21 protein-coding genes are annotated in these 23,009 nt (G+C 64.2%); 2 read left to right on the top strand and 19 right to left on the bottom strand.

Features of this window, described 5'->3' with window-relative positions:
- Positions 1–21 precede the first annotated feature (21 nt).
- From MJ8_RS21980 to MJ8_RS22025, 10 genes are all read right to left on the bottom strand, one after another.
- Complete coding sequence (locus tag MJ8_RS21980) at positions 22–852, bottom strand: carbohydrate ABC transporter permease (RefSeq protein WP_201410828.1); 831 nt, start codon at positions 850–852, stop codon at positions 22–24.
- Positions 849–1,769, bottom strand: a complete 921-nt coding sequence (locus MJ8_RS21985; RefSeq protein ID WP_201410829.1) for a carbohydrate ABC transporter permease — start codon at positions 1,767–1,769, stop codon at positions 849–851. The genes MJ8_RS21980 and MJ8_RS21985 overlap by 4 nt, the downstream gene beginning before the upstream one ends.
- Entirely contained in the window at positions 1,762–2,919 is a 1,158-nt protein-coding gene (locus MJ8_RS21990) for an ABC transporter ATP-binding protein (RefSeq protein ID WP_201410830.1), read from the bottom strand. Before MJ8_RS21990 ends, MJ8_RS21985 begins: the two co-directional genes overlap by 8 nt.
- A complete protein-coding gene (locus MJ8_RS21995; protein WP_201410831.1) occupies positions 2,919–3,752 on the bottom strand; it encodes a metallophosphoesterase family protein in 834 nt (277 codons plus the stop codon). Before MJ8_RS21995 ends, MJ8_RS21990 begins: the two co-directional genes overlap by 1 nt.
- 206 nt (positions 3,753–3,958) lie before the next feature.
- A complete protein-coding gene (locus tag MJ8_RS22000) occupies positions 3,959–4,366 on the bottom strand; it encodes a carboxymuconolactone decarboxylase family protein (protein WP_201410832.1) in 408 nt (135 codons plus the stop codon).
- Between the two features lie 259 nt (positions 4,367–4,625).
- The gene (locus tag MJ8_RS22005; protein ID WP_201410833.1) at positions 4,626–6,122 is read right to left on the bottom strand and encodes a sugar ABC transporter ATP-binding protein; all 1,497 of its coding nucleotides are present in this window, start codon (positions 6,120–6,122) and stop codon (positions 4,626–4,628) included.
- On the bottom strand, positions 6,122–7,177 hold the full coding sequence (locus MJ8_RS22010; protein WP_201410834.1) for a hypothetical protein: 1,056 nt from the start codon (positions 7,175–7,177) through the stop codon (positions 6,122–6,124). The genes MJ8_RS22005 and MJ8_RS22010 overlap by 1 nt, the downstream gene beginning before the upstream one ends.
- On the bottom strand, positions 7,174–9,297 hold the full coding sequence (locus MJ8_RS22015; protein ID WP_201410835.1) for an ABC transporter permease: 2,124 nt from the start codon (positions 9,295–9,297) through the stop codon (positions 7,174–7,176). The genes MJ8_RS22010 and MJ8_RS22015 overlap by 4 nt, the downstream gene beginning before the upstream one ends.
- 82 nt (positions 9,298–9,379) lie before the next feature.
- Positions 9,380–10,405 (bottom strand): sugar ABC transporter substrate-binding protein, encoded by a 1,026-nt coding sequence (locus tag MJ8_RS22020; RefSeq protein ID WP_201410836.1) that lies wholly within the window; start codon positions 10,403–10,405, stop codon positions 9,380–9,382.
- Between the two features lie 88 nt (positions 10,406–10,493).
- Positions 10,494–11,480: an ABC transporter permease gene (locus tag MJ8_RS22025; protein WP_201410837.1), complete on the bottom strand. Its 987-nt coding sequence runs from the start codon at positions 11,478–11,480 to the stop codon at positions 10,494–10,496.
- A gap of 533 nt (positions 11,481–12,013) precedes the next feature.
- Between MJ8_RS22025 and MJ8_RS22030 the strand changes: the two genes are divergently transcribed.
- Together MJ8_RS22030 and MJ8_RS22035 are read left to right on the top strand one after the other, a co-directional pair.
- Entirely contained in the window at positions 12,014–13,015 is a 1,002-nt protein-coding gene (locus MJ8_RS22030; protein ID WP_201410838.1) for an ornithine cyclodeaminase family protein, read from the top strand.
- Positions 13,012–14,508, top strand: coding sequence for an HAL/PAL/TAL family ammonia-lyase (locus MJ8_RS22035; protein ID WP_201410839.1), 1,497 nt, complete (start codon positions 13,012–13,014; stop codon positions 14,506–14,508). The genes MJ8_RS22030 and MJ8_RS22035 overlap by 4 nt, the downstream gene beginning before the upstream one ends.
- 18 nt (positions 14,509–14,526) lie before the next feature.
- Here the strand turns inward: MJ8_RS22035 and MJ8_RS22040 are convergent, their stop codons facing one another.
- The 9 genes from MJ8_RS22040 to MJ8_RS22080 form a co-directional block, all read right to left on the bottom strand.
- Positions 14,527–15,330 (bottom strand): 3-methyl-2-oxobutanoate hydroxymethyltransferase, encoded by an 804-nt coding sequence (locus MJ8_RS22040; protein ID WP_201410840.1) that lies wholly within the window; start codon positions 15,328–15,330, stop codon positions 14,527–14,529.
- A gap of 31 nt (positions 15,331–15,361) precedes the next feature.
- Complete coding sequence (locus MJ8_RS22045; protein ID WP_201410841.1) at positions 15,362–15,676, bottom strand: MocE family 2Fe-2S type ferredoxin; 315 nt, start codon at positions 15,674–15,676, stop codon at positions 15,362–15,364.
- A 39-nt stretch (positions 15,677–15,715) separates the two neighbouring features.
- The gene (locus tag MJ8_RS22050) at positions 15,716–16,801 is read right to left on the bottom strand and encodes a fatty acid desaturase family protein (RefSeq protein WP_201415527.1); all 1,086 of its coding nucleotides are present in this window, start codon (positions 16,799–16,801) and stop codon (positions 15,716–15,718) included.
- Positions 16,802–16,883: 82 nt separating this feature from the next.
- Positions 16,884–18,065: an aldose 1-epimerase family protein gene (locus tag MJ8_RS22055; RefSeq protein ID WP_201410842.1), complete on the bottom strand. Its 1,182-nt coding sequence runs from the start codon at positions 18,063–18,065 to the stop codon at positions 16,884–16,886.
- A 4-nt stretch (positions 18,066–18,069) separates the two neighbouring features.
- Positions 18,070–18,846: an ATP-binding cassette domain-containing protein gene (locus tag MJ8_RS22060; RefSeq protein ID WP_140751471.1), complete on the bottom strand. Its 777-nt coding sequence runs from the start codon at positions 18,844–18,846 to the stop codon at positions 18,070–18,072.
- Positions 18,847–18,848: 2 nt separating this feature from the next.
- Positions 18,849–19,799 carry an ABC transporter permease gene (locus tag MJ8_RS22065; protein ID WP_201415528.1) on the bottom strand — a complete coding sequence of 317 codons (951 nt, stop codon included), beginning with the start codon at positions 19,797–19,799 and terminating at the stop codon, positions 18,849–18,851.
- 131 nt (positions 19,800–19,930) lie between these two features.
- The gene (locus MJ8_RS22070) at positions 19,931–20,875 is read right to left on the bottom strand and encodes a substrate-binding domain-containing protein (RefSeq protein WP_201410843.1); all 945 of its coding nucleotides are present in this window, start codon (positions 20,873–20,875) and stop codon (positions 19,931–19,933) included.
- 63 nt (positions 20,876–20,938) lie between these two features.
- Positions 20,939–21,853, bottom strand: a complete 915-nt coding sequence (locus tag MJ8_RS22075) for a sugar phosphate isomerase/epimerase family protein (protein WP_201410844.1) — start codon at positions 21,851–21,853, stop codon at positions 20,939–20,941.
- 36 nt (positions 21,854–21,889) lie between these two features.
- Complete coding sequence (locus MJ8_RS22080; protein WP_201410845.1) at positions 21,890–22,978, bottom strand: Gfo/Idh/MocA family protein; 1,089 nt, start codon at positions 22,976–22,978, stop codon at positions 21,890–21,892.
- Between the last annotated feature and the right edge of the window lie 31 nt (positions 22,979–23,009).

A 23,009-nucleotide genomic window follows, 5' to 3' on the forward strand; every position in this document is an offset into this window, starting at 1 on the left:
GTCCGGTCAGTTGTTGGCAGTTCAGCCCTTGAGACCGGTCATGGTGATGCCTTCGACGAAGCGCTTCTGCGCGAGCAGGAAGGCGACGACGAGTGGAAGGGTGATGATCAGCGTGGCGGCCATCAGCGCGCCATAATCGTCGCCCGCCTCCGCCGCCCGGAAATACATCAGGCCGAGCGGGGGCGTTGCGTAGGCCTGCTTGCTGATGACGATCAGCGGCCAGTAGAGATCGTTCCAGTGCGCGACGACCGAAAAGATCGCGAAGGCGGTGACGGCCGGCCAGGCGTTGGGGACGATGACGCGCGCGACGATGCCGAGCTCGGACATTCCGTCGAGCCGCGCCGCGTGGATGAGATCGTCGGGCATGCCGCGGAAGAACTGCAGGAACATGAAGATCGCGAACACCGAAATCGTGAACGGCGCGACCAGCGCGGTGTAGCTGTTGAGCAACGACAATTTGTCGAAGGCGACGTAGAGCGGCAGCGCCGTCGCATGGATGGGAACCAGCAGGCCGAGCATGACCAAGACCATCATCGCGCGCGCCGCCCGGAACTTCAGCTTGGCCATCGCGTAGGCGCACGGAATCGCCACCGCGACCTGGAAGAAGAAGATCAGCCCGCACACCACGACGCCGTTCCACAACAGCGTTGCCATCGGCACTTTCTCCAGCGCCTTGGCGAAATTCTCGGCGAAGTAGACATGCTGTGGGATGAGCGAAAGCGCCGCGGTGAAGATGTCGCTCTGCGTCTTACCGGCGGTCGAGATCATGAAGATGTAGGGCGCCAGGATCATCAGCGCGCCGAGCGAAAGCAGCGCGAAACGGACGATGCGGCCGACCGGGATGCCTGTCATGTGTAGTGCACCCGCCGGTCGAGCACGCGGTACTGCAGGAACATCAGCACGACGAGGATCGCCAGGAAGACCACCGTCATCGCCGACGCATAGCCGACGCGCATATAGACGAATCCCTCCTGATAGATGGTGAAGAGCAGCACTTCCGACGCCTTGTTCGGGCCTCCGTCGGTCAGCATCTTCACGGTCTCGAAGACCTTCACCGCATTGGTGATGCTGATCGTTATGACGAACAGCGTCGTCGGGCCGAGCATCGGCCAGGTGACCAGGAAGAACCGGTCGAGCGCAGATTTCGCGCCGTCGACTTCAGCCGCCGCATAGAGCTCGCGCGGGATCGCGGTCAGGCCGGCCAGGAACAGCACCATGTTGAAGCCGACCGACTGCCACACGCCGATGATCGACAGGCTATAGAGGACGGTGTTCGAGGCGCCGAGCCAGTTCGGGCCGGGAATGCCGGCAAACGAAAGCAGCGCATTGAGCGGCCCGATGGTCGGATGGAAGATGTACTGCCAGACGGTTGCCATGGCGACGATCAGCGAGGCCACCGGCAGGAAGTATATGGTGCGGAAGAAGGCCCGGGCGCGCAATTCGCTTTCGATCAAGAGCGCGATACCCAAGCCGAGCGCGATCGAGACCGGAGCGACCATCGCCGTGTAGAGGGTGGTGTTCCACAGCGATTTGCGGAAGGTGCGGTCGGTGATGAGATGCGCGTAGTTCTCGAAGCCGACAATCCGGAATTTGCCGTAGCCGAGCTCGAAATCGGTAAAGCCAAGGAAGATGACGGCAATCACCGGCAACAGCACGAACAGGAAGAGCAGCACGATCGCCGGCAGCGCCAGCAGCCAGGCGGTCCGGTCCTCGCTGCGCCGATAAAGCGCCACGGCCGGGATGTTGCCCGCCATCGTGACGCTAGACATAGGCTGGCTCCTGCCGCGCTCCTGCCGCAGCGGCCGTACGCAGCCGTCGCCCTTCCGGCCCAAACACCATCGCCAGTTCGGATGGCAGAAGGATGCCCACTGGCATTCCGGCGATCAGGTCCCTTGCCTCATGCGGCGCGAGCTTGGCGACGATGGCGTCGCCGCTTGCTTGAAGCCGGCAATGGGCGATGACTTCCGACCCGAGGAATTCGAGCCGCTCGATACGCCCGGCAAGGCCGCTGCGCCCATCAGGCGCCAGTTTCACGAATTCGGGCCGGATGCCGAGGCTGACCGGGCCGTTCGCCACTTTCTCCATCAAGGCAAGCCGGATGCCCTCGAAACCGGCATGGCCGTTTTCAGCCTGCGCCGGGATGATGTTGATCCTTGGCTGGCCGACGAACCGCGCGACTTCAATATGTGCCGGATCATTGTAGATTGCCTCTGGTGTGGCCAGTTGAAGCAGATGGCCGCCGATCATGACGGCCACACGGTCGGCCATGGAAAGCGCTTCGGCCTGGTCGTGCGTGACATAGAGCGTCGGCACGCCTGCGCGCCTATGCAACTCGACGATTTCGCCGCGCGCATGGACGCGCAAATTGGCGTCCAGGTTAGAGAGAGGCTCATCCATCAGGAAGATGCTGGGGTGGCGCACCATCGCCCGCGCCAGCGCCACGCGCTGCCTCTGCCCGCCAGACATCTGTCCGGGCTTGCGATCGAGCAGATGGTCGATCTTCAGCAAGGCAGCCATCTCGCGCACATCGCGCGCGATGCCGGCGCGTATCTCCCCCTGGCCCGGTAGCCAAGCGCCGATCAGCGGCAGGCGCTGCGCGCGGCTCAGCCGCTTCATGGCGAGCGGTACGGCGATGTTCTGGCTGGCCGTCAGATGCGGATAGAGCGCGTAGGATTGGAACACCATGGCGATGTTGCGGTCGGCAGCGGCGACGTTCGACATGTCCTTGCCGCCGACCAGGATTTCGCCGGCATCGGCATGGTCGAGCCCAGCAAGGATGCGCAGCAAGGTGCTCTTGCCGCAGCCCGAAGGGCCGACCAGGGCGATGAACTCGCCGGGCTCGGCATCGAGGCTGATGCCGTTCAGCACGGCATTGCCGGCAAAGGCCTTGCTCAGGCCGCGAAGCGACAGCGCGCCCATCACCCGGCCTTCCTGCGGACCTTGTGGGCCTCGTGCGGATAGACCTCCTCGACCACGTCGTCGAGAACGTGGATCGCCATGCCGGGAATCGCGACAATCTCGCTGACGACAGTGTCATCCAACTCGTGCATGACAGCGCCGATCAGTTGCTCGCCCGGCATCCTGCGTTCCATGGTGTCGACGATGAAGGCGGCGGACGGTCCCCACACCAGGGCGGTGTCGGCGTATCCGCCCTTCCAAGCCCAGTGCAGGTGGCCGCTCGCATGCAGCGCCACGTCATGGGCGGCGATCAGATCGTAAAGGCGCCGGCGTTGCGTTGGACGGATGCTCCAATAGCCGGTGTCACCTTCATCCGGATCGTCGACAAAGAGCGGCTTGTGGGCAAACATCGCGACGCGGCGGCCGCCACGGCTTTCCAGCGTTTCCCGCAGCCATTCGAACTGGGCTTCTTCGGTCGTGTCGTTGAAGCCCATCAACTGGCTGTCGAGGCCGACAAGCCGCCAGTTGCCCGCGTCCTCGAACCAATAGTCAGGCCCGGCCAGTCGGCGCCAGCGCTGGAGCCGCTCGCTATTGACCGGCTGCAGGGAACCCGGCAGATGGCCGACATCGTGATTGCCGGGCACCAGAAGCACGGGTTTCGATATCTCCCGCATCAGCCCCATGCAGAAGGTGATGTCGTCATCCTTGTCGGCGCCGTCGACGGTCAGATCGCCGGTGTGGATGACGAGATCGGCGCCGCTCTGCTCGATCCAGGCGGCCAAGGGCTCCCAATTGCCGTTGAAATGCGGCTTGGTCGGGCTGAAATGGGTATCGGTGATCTGAACGATCTTCATGACGGCTCCGCCGCGGGAACCGTGCCGGAAGAAGGCCGAACGGCTGCGCGTGCGGCTTCCTTAGTGCCGTTACATGTCACTTCCTTAACAGCGGCGGGCAAAATTCTCGATCACGGGCACAAGCCTGTGAAATGCGAAAATGAACGTCGCCGGTCGATATTTTTTTGCTGGCGGCGACACGGAAAATGCCGCGCCGCGCACCCGACTCACTTCACCTCGAACTGCGGATCGAGCGGGATCTGCATGGCCGTGACGAGGTGATTGGTCTGCCCCGCCAGCCCGATGATCGACACAAGCTCGCCATGCTGCGCGTCGGTCATGCCCTTGGCCCGTGCGGCGGCCGTATGCGAGTGGATGCAGTAGGAACAGCCATTGGCGGTCGAGACCGCGATGTAGATCATTTCCTTGGTCAGCGGATCGATGGCGCTGTCGGCGACCATCACTGCCTTCAACTGCTCCCACACCCGCTTCAAAGCCGCCGGATCATTGGCCAGCCCTCGCCAGAAATTGTTGACGAAGTCGGATTTCCGCGTCGCGCGGATATCGTCGAACACGGCCTTCACCGCCGGGATCTTTTCGACCTCGGCATCGGTAAGGAGTTTTGTGGTGGCCATGGTTTGGTCCTTTCAATGAACTGATGGAAGCGCCGTTGAATCAAGTGTTGCGTATAGGCGGCTAAACGGTTTGTCCGATTCGATTTCTTGGCTCGGAACAGCACATTGCAGCGAGGTTGCGCGAAGCGCTTCAGCCTCGTCATTCTAGGGTCTGCGCGCTTCGCTCCTTGCTCCGCCCGTGGATGACGACATGACAAGCGCCTCGGCTAGTCTCCAGGGGTGTTCGATCCAATCGCGCGATCATCCGCCGCCGCTACCCCTAGTGCACCGCAGCATACATGATCTTCTCCTCTGTCGCCTCCGCGGGCGAGAACTCCTCGACGATGCGGCCCTGACGGCAGACCAGAATGCGATCGGAAAGGTTCATGATCTCCGGCAGGTAGGACGAGATGACGACGACGGCGAGGCCCTCGTCGGCCAGCCGGTTAATGATCTGGTGGATCTCGGCGATCGCGCCGACATCGACGCCGCGCGTCGGCTCGTCGAATATGACGATGCGAGGCTGCTGCACCAGCCCCTTGCCGATCACCACCTTCTGCTGGTTGCCGCCGGAAAGCTCGACCACGCGGGCGTTATCGTTGATCGCCTTGATATTGAGCGTCTTCGTCCATTCGGCCGAGAGCTGCCGCATCTCCTGCTGGTTGATCACCCAGGCCTTTTCGCGGCCCGCGGCGAGCAGCCCGCCAAACAGGTTCTCGGCGATACCCATCGTCTCGAAGATGCCTTCGCTCTTGCGGTCCTCGGTGACATAGACGATGCCGTCGGCGACCGCTTGCGCCGGCACGAGATAGCGCACCGGCCTGTCATCCAGCTCGATCGCGCCGCCGCGCAGGAAGTCGCGCTTGTAGATGCCCGACACGATCTTGAACGTCTCGGTGCGCCCCGAGCCGATCAGGCCGAACACGCCGGTGATCTGGCCTTCGAAGATCGAGAAGGAATTGTTGCGCACGATGTTGCTCATCGAGATGTCCTGCACCGAGAGCACTTTCTTGCCCGCCTTGCGCAATTTCGTCTCGTCGCGCTGGCGATAGATCTCGCCCGACAGCGAGCGACCCACCATGGCCGCGACAATTCTGTCGCGGTCGAAGGCCGATGTCTCGTCGGTGATCACCAGTTCCCCGTCGCGCAGGATGGTGATGCGGTCGGCGATCATCAGCGCCTCCTCGAGCGCATGGCTGATGAAGACGATCGAAACGCCTCGTGCCTTCAGCCGGCGGATGAGCGCGAAGAAGTGCCGCTTCTCCTCCGGCGTCAGCGTCGCGGTCGGCTCGTCGAAGATGATGATCTCGGCATTGTGGTGGACGGCGCGCGCGATCTCGACCATCTGCCGCTTGGCGGCGCCGAGCGTGGCCACCATCGCGTTCGGATCGACCGGAAAATTCAGCGACTGCAGGAATTGCTGCGCCGAGATATAGGTGCCGCGCAGCCGGTTGAGGAATTTCTCGGTCCCGAGATAGAGGTTCTGCGCCACCGTCATCGACGGCACCAGGCTGGTCTCCTGGAACACCATGGCGATGCCGGCCTCCAGCGCGGCATGCGGCGAGGCGTAAGCCGTCTCGGCGCCCTTGTGGAACATCTTGCCCGAAGTGGCGTCGACGACGCCGGCGATGATCTTGGTCAGCGTCGACTTGCCGGCGCCGTTTTCGCCGAGCAGCGCATGGATCTCGCCCTTCCTCAGATCGAACGTGACGTTCTTCACCGCAGGCACGCCGCGATAGGTCTTGGTGACGTTTTCCAGACGGACGATCGGCTCCATCAGAAACCTCCCGTGATTGCGTCGAGCGCCAGCACGCAATCGCCGCCCTTCGCGGCGACGAACAGGCAGCCATCTCGTTCGGTCACGCTGCAGATGCCATGGCGCGTGCCGTTGGCGCGGCTGTGCAGGCTGAACTGCGGCTGCAGGGTCCGGTCGAGCCTGACTACGAGCCCGTAGGAGCGGCTGGGCGACCACGGCTTGTGGATGCCCATCGTGCGGATGCCGCCGCATTGCAGCGGCTCGAGGAAGCTGCGGTTGGAGGCCAGCGCCGGCGCGATCCAGTAGGCCGGCGGCACCTGGTCGATCATGTCCTGGCGATAATGCGTTTCCTGCAGCACGAATTCGATCAGCCGGTTGCGCGGCGCAAACAGCGCCAGCCAGGCGCCGCCATCGCCGGCGGGCGAGAGTCGCGAAGGATAGCCGGGCAGATGCGTCAGCACTGTCGAGCGGTTTCCGTTCGAGCCGTCGAAGCGCACGAGCTGGTGGCGCCAGCTTTCGCTCACCAGCACATCGCCGCCGAGCGGGTGAAGCCCATAAGGAAAGGCGATGTCGCCGGCGATCTTCTGAAAACCGATGCCTCCTGGCCCGCAGCGCCACAGCGAGCCGGACGCGCCCTTTTTCATCAGGTCGGCGGCCCATTGCGAGGGCGGATGCTGCGCCGAGCCATTGGCCAGCCACAGCATGCCGTCACTGGCATAGGCAAGCGCGGTGATGCACCTTAATTCGGCCGGCACCGAAACCTCCTTGCCGGCGATGAGCAGCCTGCCGCTTTCCAATCCTACGGTCAGGTCTCCCTCTGGCGACACTGCCAGCGCGGTGATGGGGGACTGAAAGGTCTCCGCCACAACGGGTTCGGACCCGGCCGCGATCGCAAGAACGGCATTGCCGCTGGAGACAAGCAGCCGGCCCTCCACGTTCAGCAGATTGTCCGGTTCGGTCAGTTCGGCAAAGGCCGCCGCGTCGTCCAGGCGCGTGTTGGGACGGAAGGCGCCGTCGAGCGGCGGGATGGTGACCGCCTTGCCGCGAAAGACATCCAGGATCGGATCGAAGATCATGGCTTGCCTCCCCAATAGGAAGCGGGGCTCGTCCAGTTCGGATCGGCGCCTTCGATCCTGTAGCGCCCGATGCGGTTGTTGAGGATGCCGCCGACGAACAGATAGCCCTTATGCTCGCGCATCGAGGTCACCATCGGATGCGCGTTGCCGGAAAGATCGCCGAGCGTCTCGACGATGCCGCCCTTATCGTTGAACTTCACCACGCCGCCGGTGTTGATGTTGGGAAACAGCCATTCGTCCTGCGGCAGGCGCCGGGTCATGCGCTTGCGCATGTCAGGGTGGCGCAGCGAGAGGTCGAAGCTCGGCGTGCGCATGCCGAGCCACGCCATCCAGTAATTGCCGTCGGACGCCCGGTTGATGTTGTCGGGATAGCCCGGCATGTCGCGGATGACGCATTCGGCGGTGCCGGCCTTCGGCCCTTCCAGCCAGTAGCGGTGCACGCGGCAGGCCCAGCTTTCGGCGAAAAACAGCGACTTGCCGTCATGCGCCATGCACACACCGTTGGTGTAGCGGTAGCCGTCGAGCAGCGTCTTGGTCGAACCGTCCTTCGGATCGTAGACCAAGAGACGGCCCGTGGCGCGGTTCTCGATCGAATCCAGCGCCCAGTCATGGGCATCGTAGCGCTTCGTCGAGTCCGTGAAGTAGATGCGACCGTCCGGCGCGATGTCGCAATCGTTCGGGTCGCGCAGCCTTGCGTCGTCGACGATCGAGGTCCAGGAGCGCGCCGTCTCGGCCGAGAGGCGCTTCACCTCGCGCTCCGGTGAGACCGAATAAAGCCCCATGGCGCCGACGCAGCTGATCAGATTGCCTTGCTTGTCGAAGGCCAGGCCCAGCGGAAAGCCGCCGATATGGGCAAAGACCTCGGAGCGCTTGTAGTCGGGCGCAAAGAAGCGGACGATCTCGCCGTGGCGGGTGCCGCAATAGAGATGGTCGTTGCGGTCGAGGATGACGTCCTCCGGTCCTTCCAGCTCGCCGAGCCCGATATGGTCGGCGGCCGACAGCCGGTTGTCGAGCTCGTAGGACGTTCCGGAGCCGGGTGCGGCCGATTGCGTTTCGCCCATCTTGAGATAGACCGGCGCGACATAGACCTCGTTCAGCACCTTGTGGCGGTTCTTCAGCCAGCGGATATCGATGGTGACGGCGACCGCCAAGAGGATGCCGAGCACCATCTGGTTGGTGCCTGTGCCGTAGCCAAGCCGGATCAGGCCGTTGGTCATGGTGAGCACGATGATGGCGCCCATCAGCCCCTTGACCACCGAGCCGCGCCCGCCGCCGAGGCTGACGCCGCCGACCACGGCCGCGGTCAGCGCCATGATCTCGAGATTGAGGCCGGTGCCCGGCCCGGCTCCGCTCAACCGGCAGGCGATGAGGAAACCGCCGATCGAGGCGCAGAAGCCGGAAAAGACATAGGTCATGAACACGGTGCGGCGCACGCGGATGCCGGCATTGTGCGCCGAGCGGCGGGAACCGCCCACCGCCAGCACATGCCAGCCCGGCCGCGAGCGCGTCAGCGCGATATGCGTGACGATGGCGAGGATAATGGCCAGCCAGACCGAGACCGACAGGCCCCAGAAGGTGCCGTCGCCGATGAAGTCGAGCACATCGGAGCTCGCCTGGGAAAGCTGTACGTCGGCCGCATAGGCGGTGACGAGGATGTCGAACAGCGCGCGCCCGAAGATGAAGGTGACCAGCGTGGTGAGGAAGGCGCGCAGCCTGAGATATCCGACGAGGTAACCGTTGATGGCACCGAAGATGAGCCCCGTGCAAAGGGCCGCGGCAAGTGCCAGCCAGATCGACTGTTCGAGGATGAAGAAAACGTAGACGGCCGAAAAGCAGGACAGCGCGAAGATCGAGCCGACCGAAAGATCGATGCCGCCGCCCAGCATCACCACCGTCATGCCGATGACCACCAGCGAGAACTCGCCGAGCTGGCGGGTCGATTCCTGCAGCGAGGTGAGCTTGAAGAAGCCCGGAATGATCGAGCCGAACACGCCGAGCGTCGCCACCAGCGCCAGGAAAGGTATGGCGTTGTCGGTCCAGCGTTTGGTCAGGATCTCGCCGACCAGATGATCGGGCACGAGATTGTAGCGCCAGGCCTGGAGGCGTTCACGAAAGGTCATCGGCTGCTGCTGTCATTGAAAACGGGAAAGAGGTGGCCGGAACGGTCCGGCCACCCCATGGATGCTTTTCCGGCTGCGTGGCTTATTTCGCGGCCGCTTCGGCCTGCAGCGCCTTCAGGTCCCAGCAGCTGTCGGGCTTGAGGTCGGCCTTGGTCGTCGCCTTCTCCAACGTGTAGATGTAGGTGTGCGAGGTGCCGGCCGGCTGGCCGCTCTGCAGCAGGAACTTGATGATGGCGTTCATGTCGCCCGACTGGCGGGCAAGGTCGGTCATCACCACGGCGCCGTAGGTGCCGTCTTCCAACTTGTCGCAATCGGCAGCCTTTTCGCCGCCGCCGGTGGTGACCAGGAACACCTTGCCGTCGAGCTTGGCGTCGCGGATCGCGGCCGAGGCGCCGGTGGCGTCGCCGTCCCAGAAATCGATGATCGAGCAGATGTCCGGGTGCTGCTGCAGCATCGTCGTCGTCACGTTGCGCGAGGTGGTCGCGTCCCAATTCGAGTCGGGCTTTGCAACGACCTGGAAATCGGGATGCTTCTCCAGCACCTTCATGATGCCGGCATACTGATAGAGGCTCGACGAGTTCGCCTGGTCGCCCTGCACCAGTCCGATCTTCTTGGACGAATTCTCGCCGCAGCCCTTGATCGCCGCTTCGGCTTCGAGCTGGCCAAGCTTGTCCCAGTCGCTGCCGACGAAGGCGTCGGCCGGGAAATTCGCCGGGTTGTCGACCAGCATCACATAGGTGCCGGCGGCCTGCGCCTTCTTCATCAGCTTCGAATAGGAGTTGAGGTCGGGCGCATGGATGATCAGAACATCCGGCCTGGTATCCGAAGCGATGGCGTCGGTGATCGCCTGCGCGCCGGCATCGACAACCCAGTTCGGATCGCGGGTCTCGAACGTGCCGCCCCAGGCCTCGACTTCCTTCTTCAGGTAGTGCGCCCAGCCTTGCGCGAGGTCGAAGCCCATCGCCAGCGGCACGAGCATGACGCGCTTGCCGTTGAGCGCCTTGGCATAGGCGGCCGGGCCTGGATCGTCGGCGGCAAGGCTCGGCGCCACGAAGGCGGTAACGGCGAGCGCCGTGGCGGCAGCCATCAATGTTCTAAGCAGTCTCATTTGACACCTCTGGTTCGGTTTTCGTTGCCGGGCGATCGTCGCGATCGCTCCGGGGTACCCCAGAGCAAGATGGGCTGGCCCATCTGCCCTAAATGTCGCCCTGTTGGGCGGTCTGCTCGTCGCGCGGATTGAGGATGCCGTCGACGATGATGGCGCCCAGCAGGATCGCGGCCTTGATCAGGTTCTGGTAGAGCAGCGGAATGTCGATGATGGTCATGGCGTTGAGCAGGATGCCGATCAGCGCCGCCCCTACCAGCACGTTGCGCACCCCGCCCCTGCCGCCCGAAAGGCCGATGCCGCCGATCACCGCCACCAGGACGATGTCGTAGAGCAGCGTCGAGTTGACGATGCGGGTATTGATCGAATGCAGGCTGGCCGCCGTCAAAAGCCCGGCGACCAGGGCCACGACAGCCGAGAGCACGTAGCGCAGCACCAGCATCGGCCGCACCGGAACGCCGATGTTGCGGGCGGCGACCGGATTGTCGCCGGCGAAATAGATGAAGCGGCCCCATTTGGTGTAGCGCAGGAACAGGAAAACCAGGAAGGCCAGTCCGGCGAAGACGAACACCTCGACCGGAATATCGAGGAAGCGGACCCCGCCGAGCAGCTCCACCCAGTGCCCTCCAGGCACGGGCACGGCGTCCTGCGTGATCAGTTGCGAGCGCACATAGCCGAACACGAAGGAGCCGGTGGCCAGTGTGACGAAGATCGCCGGCACGTCGGCATAGGCGACCAGGAAGCCGTTGAGCAGGCCGATGGCTAAAACGCCCGCCAGCACATAGACGAAAGCTAGCCCGTCCGAGGTGCCGGTGTTGAGCAGTTGCAGGTACCAGGCGACCGACATCGCCATGATCGCCACCGCCGACAGGTCGATGCCGCGGCCGATGATGACGACCGCCATGCCGAGCGCCAGGATGCCGAGCACCGAGACCGAGCGGACGATGGCCACCAGATTGTCGGCGGTCAGGAACCCGGGCAGGCCCAGCGCAGCGGCGGCGAACAAAAGGATGGCGATGGCAAAGACGATGCCTTCCTGATTGAGGCGCCTCCAGTTCGGCCAGCCGATCGCATTCATCGCTTATGTCTTTCGCCCCGATCGCAAGGCCCTGCCGGCCTCCATCCCCCACGAAAGCTAATCGGCTCAACAGCGGCTCGTCAAATGAATCCGCGTTCAAGACCCGCGCCTCTCCGACTATTTTCCGGGTGGATGCATCGATTGCCGCAACTGGCGCAATAGTCGGAAACTCTTGGGCTTTTTGACAATCCGTTGCCCCGGCCGCCCGGTCGGCGGAAGAGCCTGTTCGAAGGTTGCGGGGCTGGCGCAATTTAAGTTCGCAAAATCCACCCGGCGCGACACCAATTGTTCGTGGAACAATCCGGAACCTCATCCCCGGCATTGGCCGTCGGGACCAGGAAGCCCATCGCGGTTACGCGCCGTGCTTGCCGCGCGGAATTTGCGGGCCGGGACACGGCTGCGCTGTCGGGAATGCTGGTCATGACGCACTGGTTGAACAGGATAAGCCCGGTCCAGTCCAGAGCTTATCCAACGAACTTTCGTGCCGCCTCGCCGCCTGTTATGGAAGAGCGCGGGCCGGCCGAGGGAAATGCATGAAGCCCATCTATATCGACTACCTCAACGCTCTCGACATTGACGCACTTGCCATGACCGATGCCGAGATCATCGGCGCCGTCGAAGCCGGGCTCGTCGCCCAGGGCAACGGCCGGACGGTGATCGAGCCGCGCGTCCATCTCGAACCGGATCCGTCCTTCCACGGCCATTTCAACGTGCTGCGCGGCTATGTGGCGCCGCTCGACGCCGCTGGCGTGAAGATTGTCGGCGACTATGTCGATAACTACCTGCATGGCCTGCCGTCGGAATTCGGCATCCTCAATCTTTTCGACCCGCGCACCGGCACGCCGCGCGCCATCCTCGACGCCACCGTCATCACCGACATGCGCACCGGCGCCGTCACCGCCATCGGCGCCAAGCATCTGGCGAAGAAGTCGTCAAAAGTGCTCGGCCATATCGGCGCGCGCGGTACCGCCTACTGGAACGTGCGCCTGCTCGACCACCTCTTCGACTTCGACGAGATCCGCGTCCATTCGCGCCGGCCGGAAAGCCGCGATAGTTTTGTCGCGAGGCTGGCGGCCGACCTCGGCAAGCCGGTCATGGCCGTGGCCGACTGGAAAAGCTGCGTCGAAGGCGCGGACATCGTCGTCGAAGCCTCGCGGCTGCCGGAACCGCAGCCGCTGCTCAAGACCGAATGGATCAAGCGCGGCGCGCTGGTGGTGCCCTATGGGACGATGAGCGCGGTCGAGCTGTCGCTGACCGACATCATGCAGAAGATCGTCGTCGACGATTGGGGCCAGTGCAAGGGCGGCAAGTTCGGCTCGCTCCGCGCCCATGTCGAGACGGGACGGCTGAGCGAGGCGACGCTGCACGCCGAGCTCGGCCAGATCGCCGCCGGCCTCAAGGCAGGCCGGCAAAGCGACGGCGAGACGATCCTGTTCTGGCATCGCGGCCTCTCGCTGTCCGACATCGCGCTCGGCAAGGCCATGCTCGCCAAGGCCGCGGAAAGAGGTATCGGCCAGAGGCTGCGCTTCGCATGAGCCCGCTCGTTCTCACCGGCGCCGGCGTCAGCATCGAGGATGTGGTTGCCGCCGCGCGCAACGCCTGCAAGGTCGAGGTCACACCTTCCGTCCTCGAAAAGCTCAACAAGGCTCGCCAGGTTCTCGATGCCGCCGCGGCCGGCGGCCAACAGATCTACGGCTTGAACAGAGGCCTCGGCGCCAACCTCGTCACCGCGGTCGAAGGCGATGCGAGCGCCTTCCAGCGCCAGTTGATCGAAGGCCGCAGCGCCGCGGTCGGCGAGGCGCTGCCGGTGCCGGCCGTGCGGGCGGCGATGTTCGCCCGCCTTGCGATGCTCGCCGCCGGCGGCTCGGGCCTGTCGCCGCGCGTCTTCACGGCGCTGGTCGAAGCACTCAATGCCGGCGTGCATCCCGTGATGCCGTCACTGGGCTCGATCGGCGCCGGCGACCTTCTGCTGATGACGGCGATCGCCCGCGTGCTGATCGGCGACGGCGAAGCAGAATACCAGGGCCGCCGCATGCCTGCCGCCAAGGCGCTGATGATGGCGCGGCTGGCACCTGTTTCTCTCTCGCCGAAGGACGGCCTCTCCCTGATCAACGCCTCGGCGGTTTCGGCCGGGACCGGAGCGCTGGCGCTGACCGATGCGCTGTCGGCGCTCGAACAGCAGCAGCAGGCCGGCGCGCTGACGATGGAAGGCATTGGCGCCAACCGCACCATCCTCGATCCGCGCCAGCATCAGGCACGCCCGGGCGCCTGCCAGCAGCTTGCGGCAAAGGCGCTGCGCGATCTCTTGGCACGCGATGAAGCGCCGGCGCCCACCACCATCCAGGATCCGCTGTCGATCCGCTGCATGCCCTCGATCCACGGCGCGCTGATCCAGGCGATCGACCATGCCAGGCTTGCTGTCGAGATCGAGCTCAACGCCGCCGCCGACAATCCGCTGGTGCTGGCCGAGGATGAGCTGGTCATGTCGACCGGCAACTTCCACACCGCATCGCTGGCGCTCGCCTTCGAGACGCTTGGCCTGGCGACCGCTCAATGCGCGGCGGCATCCGCCGCCCGCTTCGTCCAGCTCACCGGCTCGACGCGTCACGGCCTGCCGAAATATCTTTCACCGGTCGGCGGCGCTTCTGCCGGCTTCGTGCCGCTGCAGAAGACGGTGACGGCGATCCTGGCCGCGATCCGCCACAAGGCCAATCCGGTGATGCTCGATTTCCTGCCTGTGTCCGAGGGCGTCGAGGATCACGCCACGCAGACGCCGCTCGCCGTCGCCAAATGCGCCGAGATGATCGCGCTGTGGCGGCGGCTGATCGCCTTCGAACTGATGGCTGCGGCGCAGGCCGTCGATTTGCGCGAGGGCACGACGCTTGCGCCGGCCACGGGCGCAATCCACGCGGCCGTGCGTACGCATGTGGCGACACTCAAGGAAGACAGGCCGCTCGGCATCGACGCCGAAGCGCTTTATGCCGCCCTCGCCAGCGGAATCTGGCAAGGCCCTCCGGCAACGGGCTGACGCTTTTCGACTCTCGGTTCAGGGCTTTGCATCCACCTTCTTCATGAAGAGGGTGAGCTCGTCGGGATCCATATGCACGATGTGCCGGTCTTCCGGATAGGCGCCGCTGTTGACGTCGGCGACATATTCGGAAAACGCCGCGATGCGCTCCTGCTGCAGCCGGTCATATTCGGCGGCGAAGTTGCGGTAGACTTTCGAGTGGCGCGGCATGTGACCGCGATTGGTGCCGAGAATATCCTCGGCGAACAGATATTGCGCGTCGCAGCCCGTACCCGCGCCCATCGACAGCATGATCAGCGAAGTGCGCTCGGAGATCGCCTTCGCCACTTCCACCGGCACCACCTCGATCTCGGCGCCGATCGCGCCGGCGGCCTCGAGCTGCTTGACCGCCTCGAACACCTGCATGGCGGTGTCCGCGGTCTTGCCGACGGCCTTGAAACCGCCGGTCCAGGTCGCGCGCGACGGGATCAGGCCGACATGGCCGATGACGGGGATGGCATCGTCGGCCATACGCTTGATCGTGGCGTATCCGGCGCTGCAATAGACGGCGTCGGCGCCGGCCTTGTAGAGCCGGAACGACCAGCGCAGGAAATCGTCGGCCGTGCCGATCTCATAGAAATTGTCGCCGGGCATGGTGAAGAGGCTGGGCGCGGCATCGCGATATTGCGGGTTGAGCACCAGTTCCGGCGGCACCGAGACGATATCCACCCCTGCCCGCTCGGCAGCCTCCGCCTCTTCCAGCGTCAGCACGCGCAGCATGGTCAATTGCCGCTTGCCCTTCATGGCGCGCAGGTCGGCAACGGTCGGTCTCTTTCGGCTCATTGATCTGTCCCTGTTGAATTCGTCCACGGCCTCAGCCGATATCGATCATCACCTTACCGGCCTCGACCTTGACCGGGTAGGTCTTGAGGTTCACGCAGACCGGCGCGCCCTTGGCCTCGCCGGTCTTGTAGTTGAAACGGCCGTTGTGCTTGGGGCATTCGATGATGTCGTCCATCACCAGCCCGTCCGCGAGATGGGCCTTTTCATGCGTGCAGTACCCGTCGGTCCCGAAGAAGTCGTCGTCCGCTGAACGGTAGATGGCAAAGGTGCGGCCGCCATGGTCGAAGCGGATCACATCCTCTTCGTCCACGTCGTCCACCGCGCATGCTTCGATCCACTCCGCCATCGTCTGTCTCCAACCTTTCTCTGGATTGCTGCGCCGCCTCTATTCGGCGGCCGCGGCCGTTATGTCGACATCGTGGAACTCGCCGCGATAGGGCTTGGCCGTCGGCGGCAATTCGCGCTTGAGATAGTAGTCCTCGTATTTCAGCTGCCTGAGCAGCACCGGCCAGACCTCGCGATAGGCGTGCCACATCGACGGGTTCGCCGCCGGCAGGTCGTGCTTGATCAGTTCATGCAGCTTCGGCAGCGCGTGGTAGGGCACCATCGGGAACATGTGGTGCTCCACGTGGTAGTTCATGTTCCAGTAGATGAACCGGCTGACCGGGTTCATATAGACGGTGCGGGTGTTCAGCCGATGGTCGGTGACGTTGTCGGCGAGCCCGATATGCTGCAACAACCCCGTCAGCACCATGTGCCAGGTGCCGTAGAGGCGCGGCAGGCCGATCAGCACCAGGGGTATCCATGACCGAAGCGCGATCGCGACAGCGATCGTCGCGACGTATACCGCCATGTGCCAGCGCGCCGCGATCACCGCTTTATGCTGCTCCATCTCGGGGATGTAGCTCTTCTCGTCGTCCGACAATGTTCCGAAGGCCTGGCGGACCAGCGTCGGCAGCGAATAGCGGAAGTCGAGAATGCCGGTGAAGGCCAGTGCCGCCTTGAGCAAATCCGGCGGCCGCATCACCGCGATCTCGGCGTCGCGGCCGACGATGATGGTGTCGGTGTGGTGGCGCGCATGGCTCCAGCGCCATTGCACCGGATTGCGCATCAGCATGAAGGAGGCGATGTGGTAGACGGCGTCGTTCATCCAGCGCGTGCGGAACGCCGTGCCGTGGCCGCATTCGTGCCAGCGCGAGTCGCTCGACGAGCCGTAGAGCACGCCGTAGACGAACAGGAACGGCACGACCCACCACGTGCCCCAGAACCAGACGATACCGGCCGCCGAGCCCAGGATCGCGACGATCCAGATGATGGTGTCGCGGATCGCCGGCCCGTCGGAGCGCTGCATCAATTCCTTCATCGTCTTGCGCGGCACTTCGGTGTGGTACCACTCGGCCGAGGCAAGCCCGGTCTCGATCGCCCGACGCGTGCTTTCGCCGACAAGGCTGTAGTCGCGCTTTTTCGCCATCGTCACATCGGCCTCCAATCTTCACACAGCGCTGGCAATCCGGTCCGCCGGCCGGAGGGCTTGCTATCGATAAATGTCGCGCTCATGCCCTGCCCGCCAGTCTTGGGAACTTGCCGGAAGGGTGAGGATAATCCTGCTCGGGCTGGCGGGCGATGGCCACGATCCTGCGTTCCGCATCGGCGATCGCATCCTTGCCGTCGAGGACGCGGAACAGAGCGTCATAGGCACGGGTGTCGCCATGCTCCAGCCAGATCATCTCGCCGCGCTCGCGCGCGGCAAGATTGCCGAGCACATGGTGGGTCGAGGGCTCGATGCCAAGCGCATATTGCCCGGCTTGGAAATTCTGCCACTCATAGCAGCAGGGCAACTGGTCCTTGCGGGTGACGACCTCGAAGCCGAGGCCAAGCCGGTCGTTGACGACGGCGACCGGCACCTCGCCTTCTGCGTCGGCGCCCATCTCATGCTGCCAGACCTGCTCGCTGAAGCCCAATTGCGGCGCCGGCACCGTGCGGTAACCGACCTTCTGCGCTTCGTAGCGCTCGCCTTCATGGGCGGCCCAGACCACGTCGCGGATCGGCGCCAGATAGCGCGAGCCTTCGTCGAGCAGCGGATGCCCGACATTGACGTGGTAGAAATACATATGCGGCGTGCGGTGGAAGCCGTGGTTGACGACGCGGTCCGATATGCGGATCTCGCTGTCGCCGACATCGGCCTCGATGCGGCGGATGAGGTGCAGGTCCTCGCCGAACACGCTCGCCTGCTGGACGATGCCTTCCGCCCACAAGACGCAGCGGTCGCCGTCCCAGCTTTCGCCGTAGCCGGTGAGCCGTGCCGGAATGGTGCTGACGCGCCCGTGCAGCGAATGCGTCACCGTCTTGCGTCCGGGATAATTGTAGTTCTCGGCCGGCACCTCGTTGCGGCCGAGAATATGGTCGAGGCCGCAGGTGACCAGCAGGCCGGAGAAGGACCGGCCCCAGGCAAAGCCGTCCTCGCCTTCATAATCATGCAGGCCCGGATTGCGGAAACCGCTCGGTGAATGCCAGCCGATCGCCTGGCCCTTGTACTCGCAATCGGCGATGTCGAGCGCGCGGTCGACGAGCGCGGTGAAGCGCAGCCCCGAGCCGGTACGGAATTCGAGCATGCGGATGCCGCGCTCGACGCCGTCGCCGAGCGTCATCAGCCGCACGCCGGCGAATTGCGACAACATGCCGGAGCGTTCGGCGACCTGCCGGCGCGAAAGCGTCTCTCCGTAGAGCTTCACCATGCCGTCACTGCGCCCTTTTCATCAGGGCCGACAAATCGGCGCCGGTTATCAGGCTTTCCACCGTCAGCAGGTCGGTGTCGGCGACCGTCTGTTCGGCGACGATCTCGCCGCGGCGCATGACGACGATGCGGTCGGCGACCTCGAACACATGGTGGATGTTGTGGGTGATCAGAAGCACCGAATGCCCGGCTGCCCGCATTTCCTTGACGAAGCGTAGCACGCCGTGCGTCTCCTCGACGCCGAGATTGTTGGTCGGTTCGTCGAGGATGATCACCTTGGCGGCGAACTGCATCGCGCGTGAGATCGCGATCGACTGGCGCTCGCCGCCGGACAGCGTCGAGACCAGCGCATCGGCGTCGAGCTTCTTCGAGATACCGACGCGCTTGAGAAGCGCCGAGGCCGCATCGCGCAACTTGGCAAGATCGAGCGGCGCGAAGACGCCCAGCCATTTGAGATTGACCGGCTCGCGGCCGAGGAACAGGTTGCGCGCGATGCTGAGGTCGGGCGCAAGCGATGTGTCCTGATGGATGGTCTCGATGCCGAGGTCCATCGCCTCGCGCGTCGAGCGGATCGAGACCTTCTCGCCGCGCACATAGATATCGCCGCGATCGATCGGGAAGACGCCCGAGATCGCCTTGATCAGCGTCGACTTGCCGGCGCCGTTGTCGCCGAGCAGCGCCACAACCTCGCCTTCCTTGAGCGTCAGCGAGGCGTTCTTCAGCGCGCGCACGCTGCCGAAGGATTTTTGTAAGTTCTGCAGCCGGAGCACTTCCTGCATCATCGTCAGCTCCTTGCGGCGTTTTTCTGCAGCAAAGCGTGCAGGATGAGCATGGCGAGGATGATGACGCCGACGAAGATATTATAAGCCAAGCCCGGCACGCCGATGAGCACGATGCCGTTGCGGATCGCCCGCAGCATCAGCGCGCCGACGATGGTACCGAGGATCGTGCCTCGACCGCCGGTCAGCGCCGTGCCGCCGACCACGACCATGGCGATCACCTCGAGCTCGTAGCCGGTTCCCGCCACCGGCGATGCCGCCGAGATGCGAAAGGCGCTGATCATCCCGGCGAGCCCGGCGAGCACGGAGGTCGCGATGAACAGCCAGATCTTGACCGCGTCGGCCGGCACGCCGCGCGCCACCGCCGCGTTTCGGTTGGAGCCGATGGCACTGATCCAGTTGCCGAGCTTGGCATAGCGCAGCACATAGACCGCGAGCAGCGACAGCGCGACGAACCACCAGAGCGAGGTGTAGAAGCGGAATGCGCCGATGTTGAAGCTGCCGGCGAGCAGCGTGACGAAGAAGCCCGGCTGGTCCCAGGACTTCAGCGGAAAGCCTTGCGTGATGTAGAGCGCCGCGCCGCGCACGATGAGCAGCATCGACAATGTCACCAGGAAGGACGAGATGCCGATCTTGGTGACGATCACGCCGTTGATGGCGCCGATCGCAATGCACAGCAGCAGCCCGGCGAGCAGCGCCACGCCGATATCGACCCCGGCATTCTGCACCAGAAGCATCACCACCACTGGGGCCAGGGCGAACACCGCGCCGACCGACAGGTCGAATTCGCCGGCGGTCAGCAGCAGCGTCATGCCGAGTGCGATGATGCCGAGCTCCGGCAGGAACGCCATCATGTTGGAGATGTTGAGCGGCGACAGGAAATTGCCGTCGGCGACCGCAAACACCATAAGCAGGATGACGAGGATGACGAAGGAGGAGAATTGCGGCGAGCGCATCAGGCTCGACTTGGCCTTCGCGCGCCCCGCGCCGTCTTCCGCTGTGACTGCCCCGACTTGCTGGACCATGACTTGTTGAACCATGCTTTTCGGCACGGCGGCCGCCGCTGAAACGGCGGGCGCCGATTTCCTTACTTCTTGTCGTAGAGCTTCAGGATCGGTTCGACGCTCGAGGCGTCGTAGAGGCCGAATGTGTGGATGTCGTAGCCGATCGGCTCGCCCGAAGCCGCTAGACCGAGCAGCGCGACCGGCATGAAGCCCTGCGCCGACGGATACTGCCAGGCGGCGGCGTTGACGAAGCCGTCCTTGACCGCCTGGGCCGTCTCCTTGGAATTTCCCCAGCCGACGACCGGGATCTTGCCCGCCGGGATGCCGGCGCCGTCGAACACCCGCTTGACGCTGGCCGCCACGGAATCGCCGAGCGCGATGATCGCCGGCGGATTGTTGGCGACCATGTAGTCGGTCATCTTGGCGATGATGCCGGCCGGATCGGTGCCGCAATCGACCACGTCATATTTGATGCCGAGCGGATCGAAGACGCCGGCGATGCCTTCCGTCTCGAGCTGCTGGTAGCTGGCGCCGGGAACCTCGACCGGCAGGAACACCTTGTCGCCCTGCTTCACCATCTTGTGGTCGACGAGATACTTCGCCCAGATGGCGCCGGCTTCCCTGAGGTCCGCGCCGACATAGGCCTGGCGGCCGGTCGCCGGATCGTCGGTGTTGAAGAACACGATCGGAATGCCGGCCGCCTTCGCCGCCTTCACTTCCTCCGTCCACAGCCCTGGCTGCGCCGAGGTGGTGGCGATGCCATCGGGCTTGGCGGCGAGCGCCGAGTTGAAGGCCTCCTTCTGCGCCGCCATGTCGCCGCCGCTGAAGGAAATCTTGCAGGTCACCTTGAGCTGATCGCAGGCCTTGGTCGCGCCGGCGTTCCAGTCGATCCAGAACGCATCCGACGGGCCGCCATGCGACAACAGATAGAACGTCTTCTGGCCGTCTGCCGCCTGCGCGGCCGAGCCGAATGCGATGCCGGCAAGCACGGTCGCCGCGGCCGCCAGCTTCAATCCAAACTTCAACATCTCGTTTCCTCCACTTTGACGTACAGGCAGGCGCCGCCGCGGACCGGTGGCGCCTGCGCAATCTCAGAGGCCATTCTCGCGGAACTTGCCGTCGAGGAACTTCTTGGCGCGCGGCACGTCGTCTTCCGACAGGTGCTCGATGATCACCGGGATATTGGGATGCTTCTCGGCCAGACGCTTCAGGTAGAGGTCGTAGTTCAGCGAGCCGAGTCCCGGCGCGGGCAGCTCAATCTCGCCGACGCCGCGGAAGGTGTGGCTCTCCATCGCGTCGGCGTCGCCGATATCGGCATGCTTCTCCGACTTGTCGTCGCCTGAGCGCTTCACGTCCTTGGCATGCGCGATCTTGATCTTGTCGGTCAGCGTATCGAAGACCTGATTCAGGATCTGGTCCATCCGGTCGATGTTGTGGGTCTCGAAATAGTTGGTCGGATCCATCAGCAGGCCGAGGCCGGGATGGTCGACCTGCGCGAACATCTTCACCGTCTCCTCGACCGAGCCGACGACATTGTTGACATAGGTCTCGAGCAGGAAGACCGCGCCGTGGTCATAGGCCGTCTGGGCAAGGTCGGCGATCACCTTGCGGCATTCCTCGAAACCTTCCTCGGTCTTGTTCTTCGGGTGATGCACCCAGTCGGACTCGGTGTTGTAGGTGCCGGTCTCCGAGATCACGTAAGGCGAGCCGAAATGGCGCGCGTTGCGGATGATCTCCTTGAGATAGCCGACGCGCTTCTCGCGCTCCGCCTTGTCCGGATGGATGATGTTCGTGTAGCCCGACACGCAGCAGATCGGCAGGTTGTGGTCGCGGAAGGTGTCCCGCACCTTCTTTGCCTTGTCCTTGGTGATCTGGCCGGCCGAGAGGTCGATGTCCTTGAAGTGCAGGTCGAGCTGCACCGTGTTGAAACCGAGCCCGCGGATCTTCTTCGCCGTCTCTTCGAGGCCATACGGGAAATAGCCCGTGAAAATACCTGCCTGCATCATGATCTTGAATTCCTCCTTGTAAGCGATTCAGTTGATTCAGTTTGTCGGGATTTCGGAGAGCTTGACCGTGCGGCCCGCCGCCATCGAGCGGTAGCCCGCCTCGACCAGCGCCATGGTCTTGACGTTGTCGGCGACGGAGAGCGCCGGCGGCGTGCCCGTCTTCACGGCATGCTGCAGCTGTTCCATCACGCCGATGAAGGCGTGCGGAAACCACATCGTCTCCCAACTCGGGCTCACCCATTCGCCGCCGGTCGTCTCGGCCGACGCGTAGGTCAGTGTCGAGGCTGCGCCCGTCGGCCAGCCGATCGTGCCCTTGGCGACTCCCTTGGTGCCGTCGACGCGCCAGTTGATGTGCTGGTCGTCCTTGTAGCCCTCTTGCCGCGGGCCGGACCAAACGTCTTCGAGCGAGACGGCAAGCACGCCCGACGGGAAGCGCAGCGTCGAGACGGTGATTCCGTCGGAATGGTCGAACTGCGTGCGCGGGTCCTTGCGCGTCAGCGTGGTGATCTCGTCCGGATCGCCGAACAGGAAGCGCAGCACGTCGAGGTGATGCACGCTCATATTGGCAAGCGTCAGACGGTCGTAGTCCTGGAGGAAGGTCTGCCAGTGCGGGATCGCGTGCATGTCGATCTGCGCGAAGACGATGTCGCCGAGCGCGCCGCTGTCGATGATCTGCTTCAACACGCGCATCGACTGGTCATAGCGCATGTTCTGGTTGACCGAGAGGATCTTGCCCGACTTCGCCGCCTCGTCGCGCAGCTTGACGGCTTCCTCGACCGACAGCGCCAGCGGCTTCTGTGCCAGGATCGCCTTGATGTGCGTCTGCTTCAGCGCATGGCGGATCAGCGCCGGCTGCTGGTCCGGCGGAAAGGCGAGATCGATGATCTCGACGTTGGGATCCTCGATCAGCTGTTCCGGCGTGTCGTGGACGGTCGCAATGCCCCAGCGCGTCGCAACCTTCCGGGCATTCGCCTTGGTGCGCGAGGCGATCGCCACCACCGGGAAACCGGCTTCCTTGTAGGCCGCCAGATGGCACTCGGCCATGATCATGCCGGCGCCGACGCAACCGATCTTGTACTCCTTGGTGCGAACCTTGACGTCCGGCTCGAAGCCTTTTTCTGCCATCTCTTCCTCCCGAAATTCAGTGCTTAGGGCC

The sequence above is a fragment of the Mesorhizobium sp. J8 genome (assembly GCF_016591715.1).
In the GTDB taxonomy this organism is placed as follows: domain Bacteria; phylum Pseudomonadota; class Alphaproteobacteria; order Rhizobiales; family Rhizobiaceae; genus Mesorhizobium.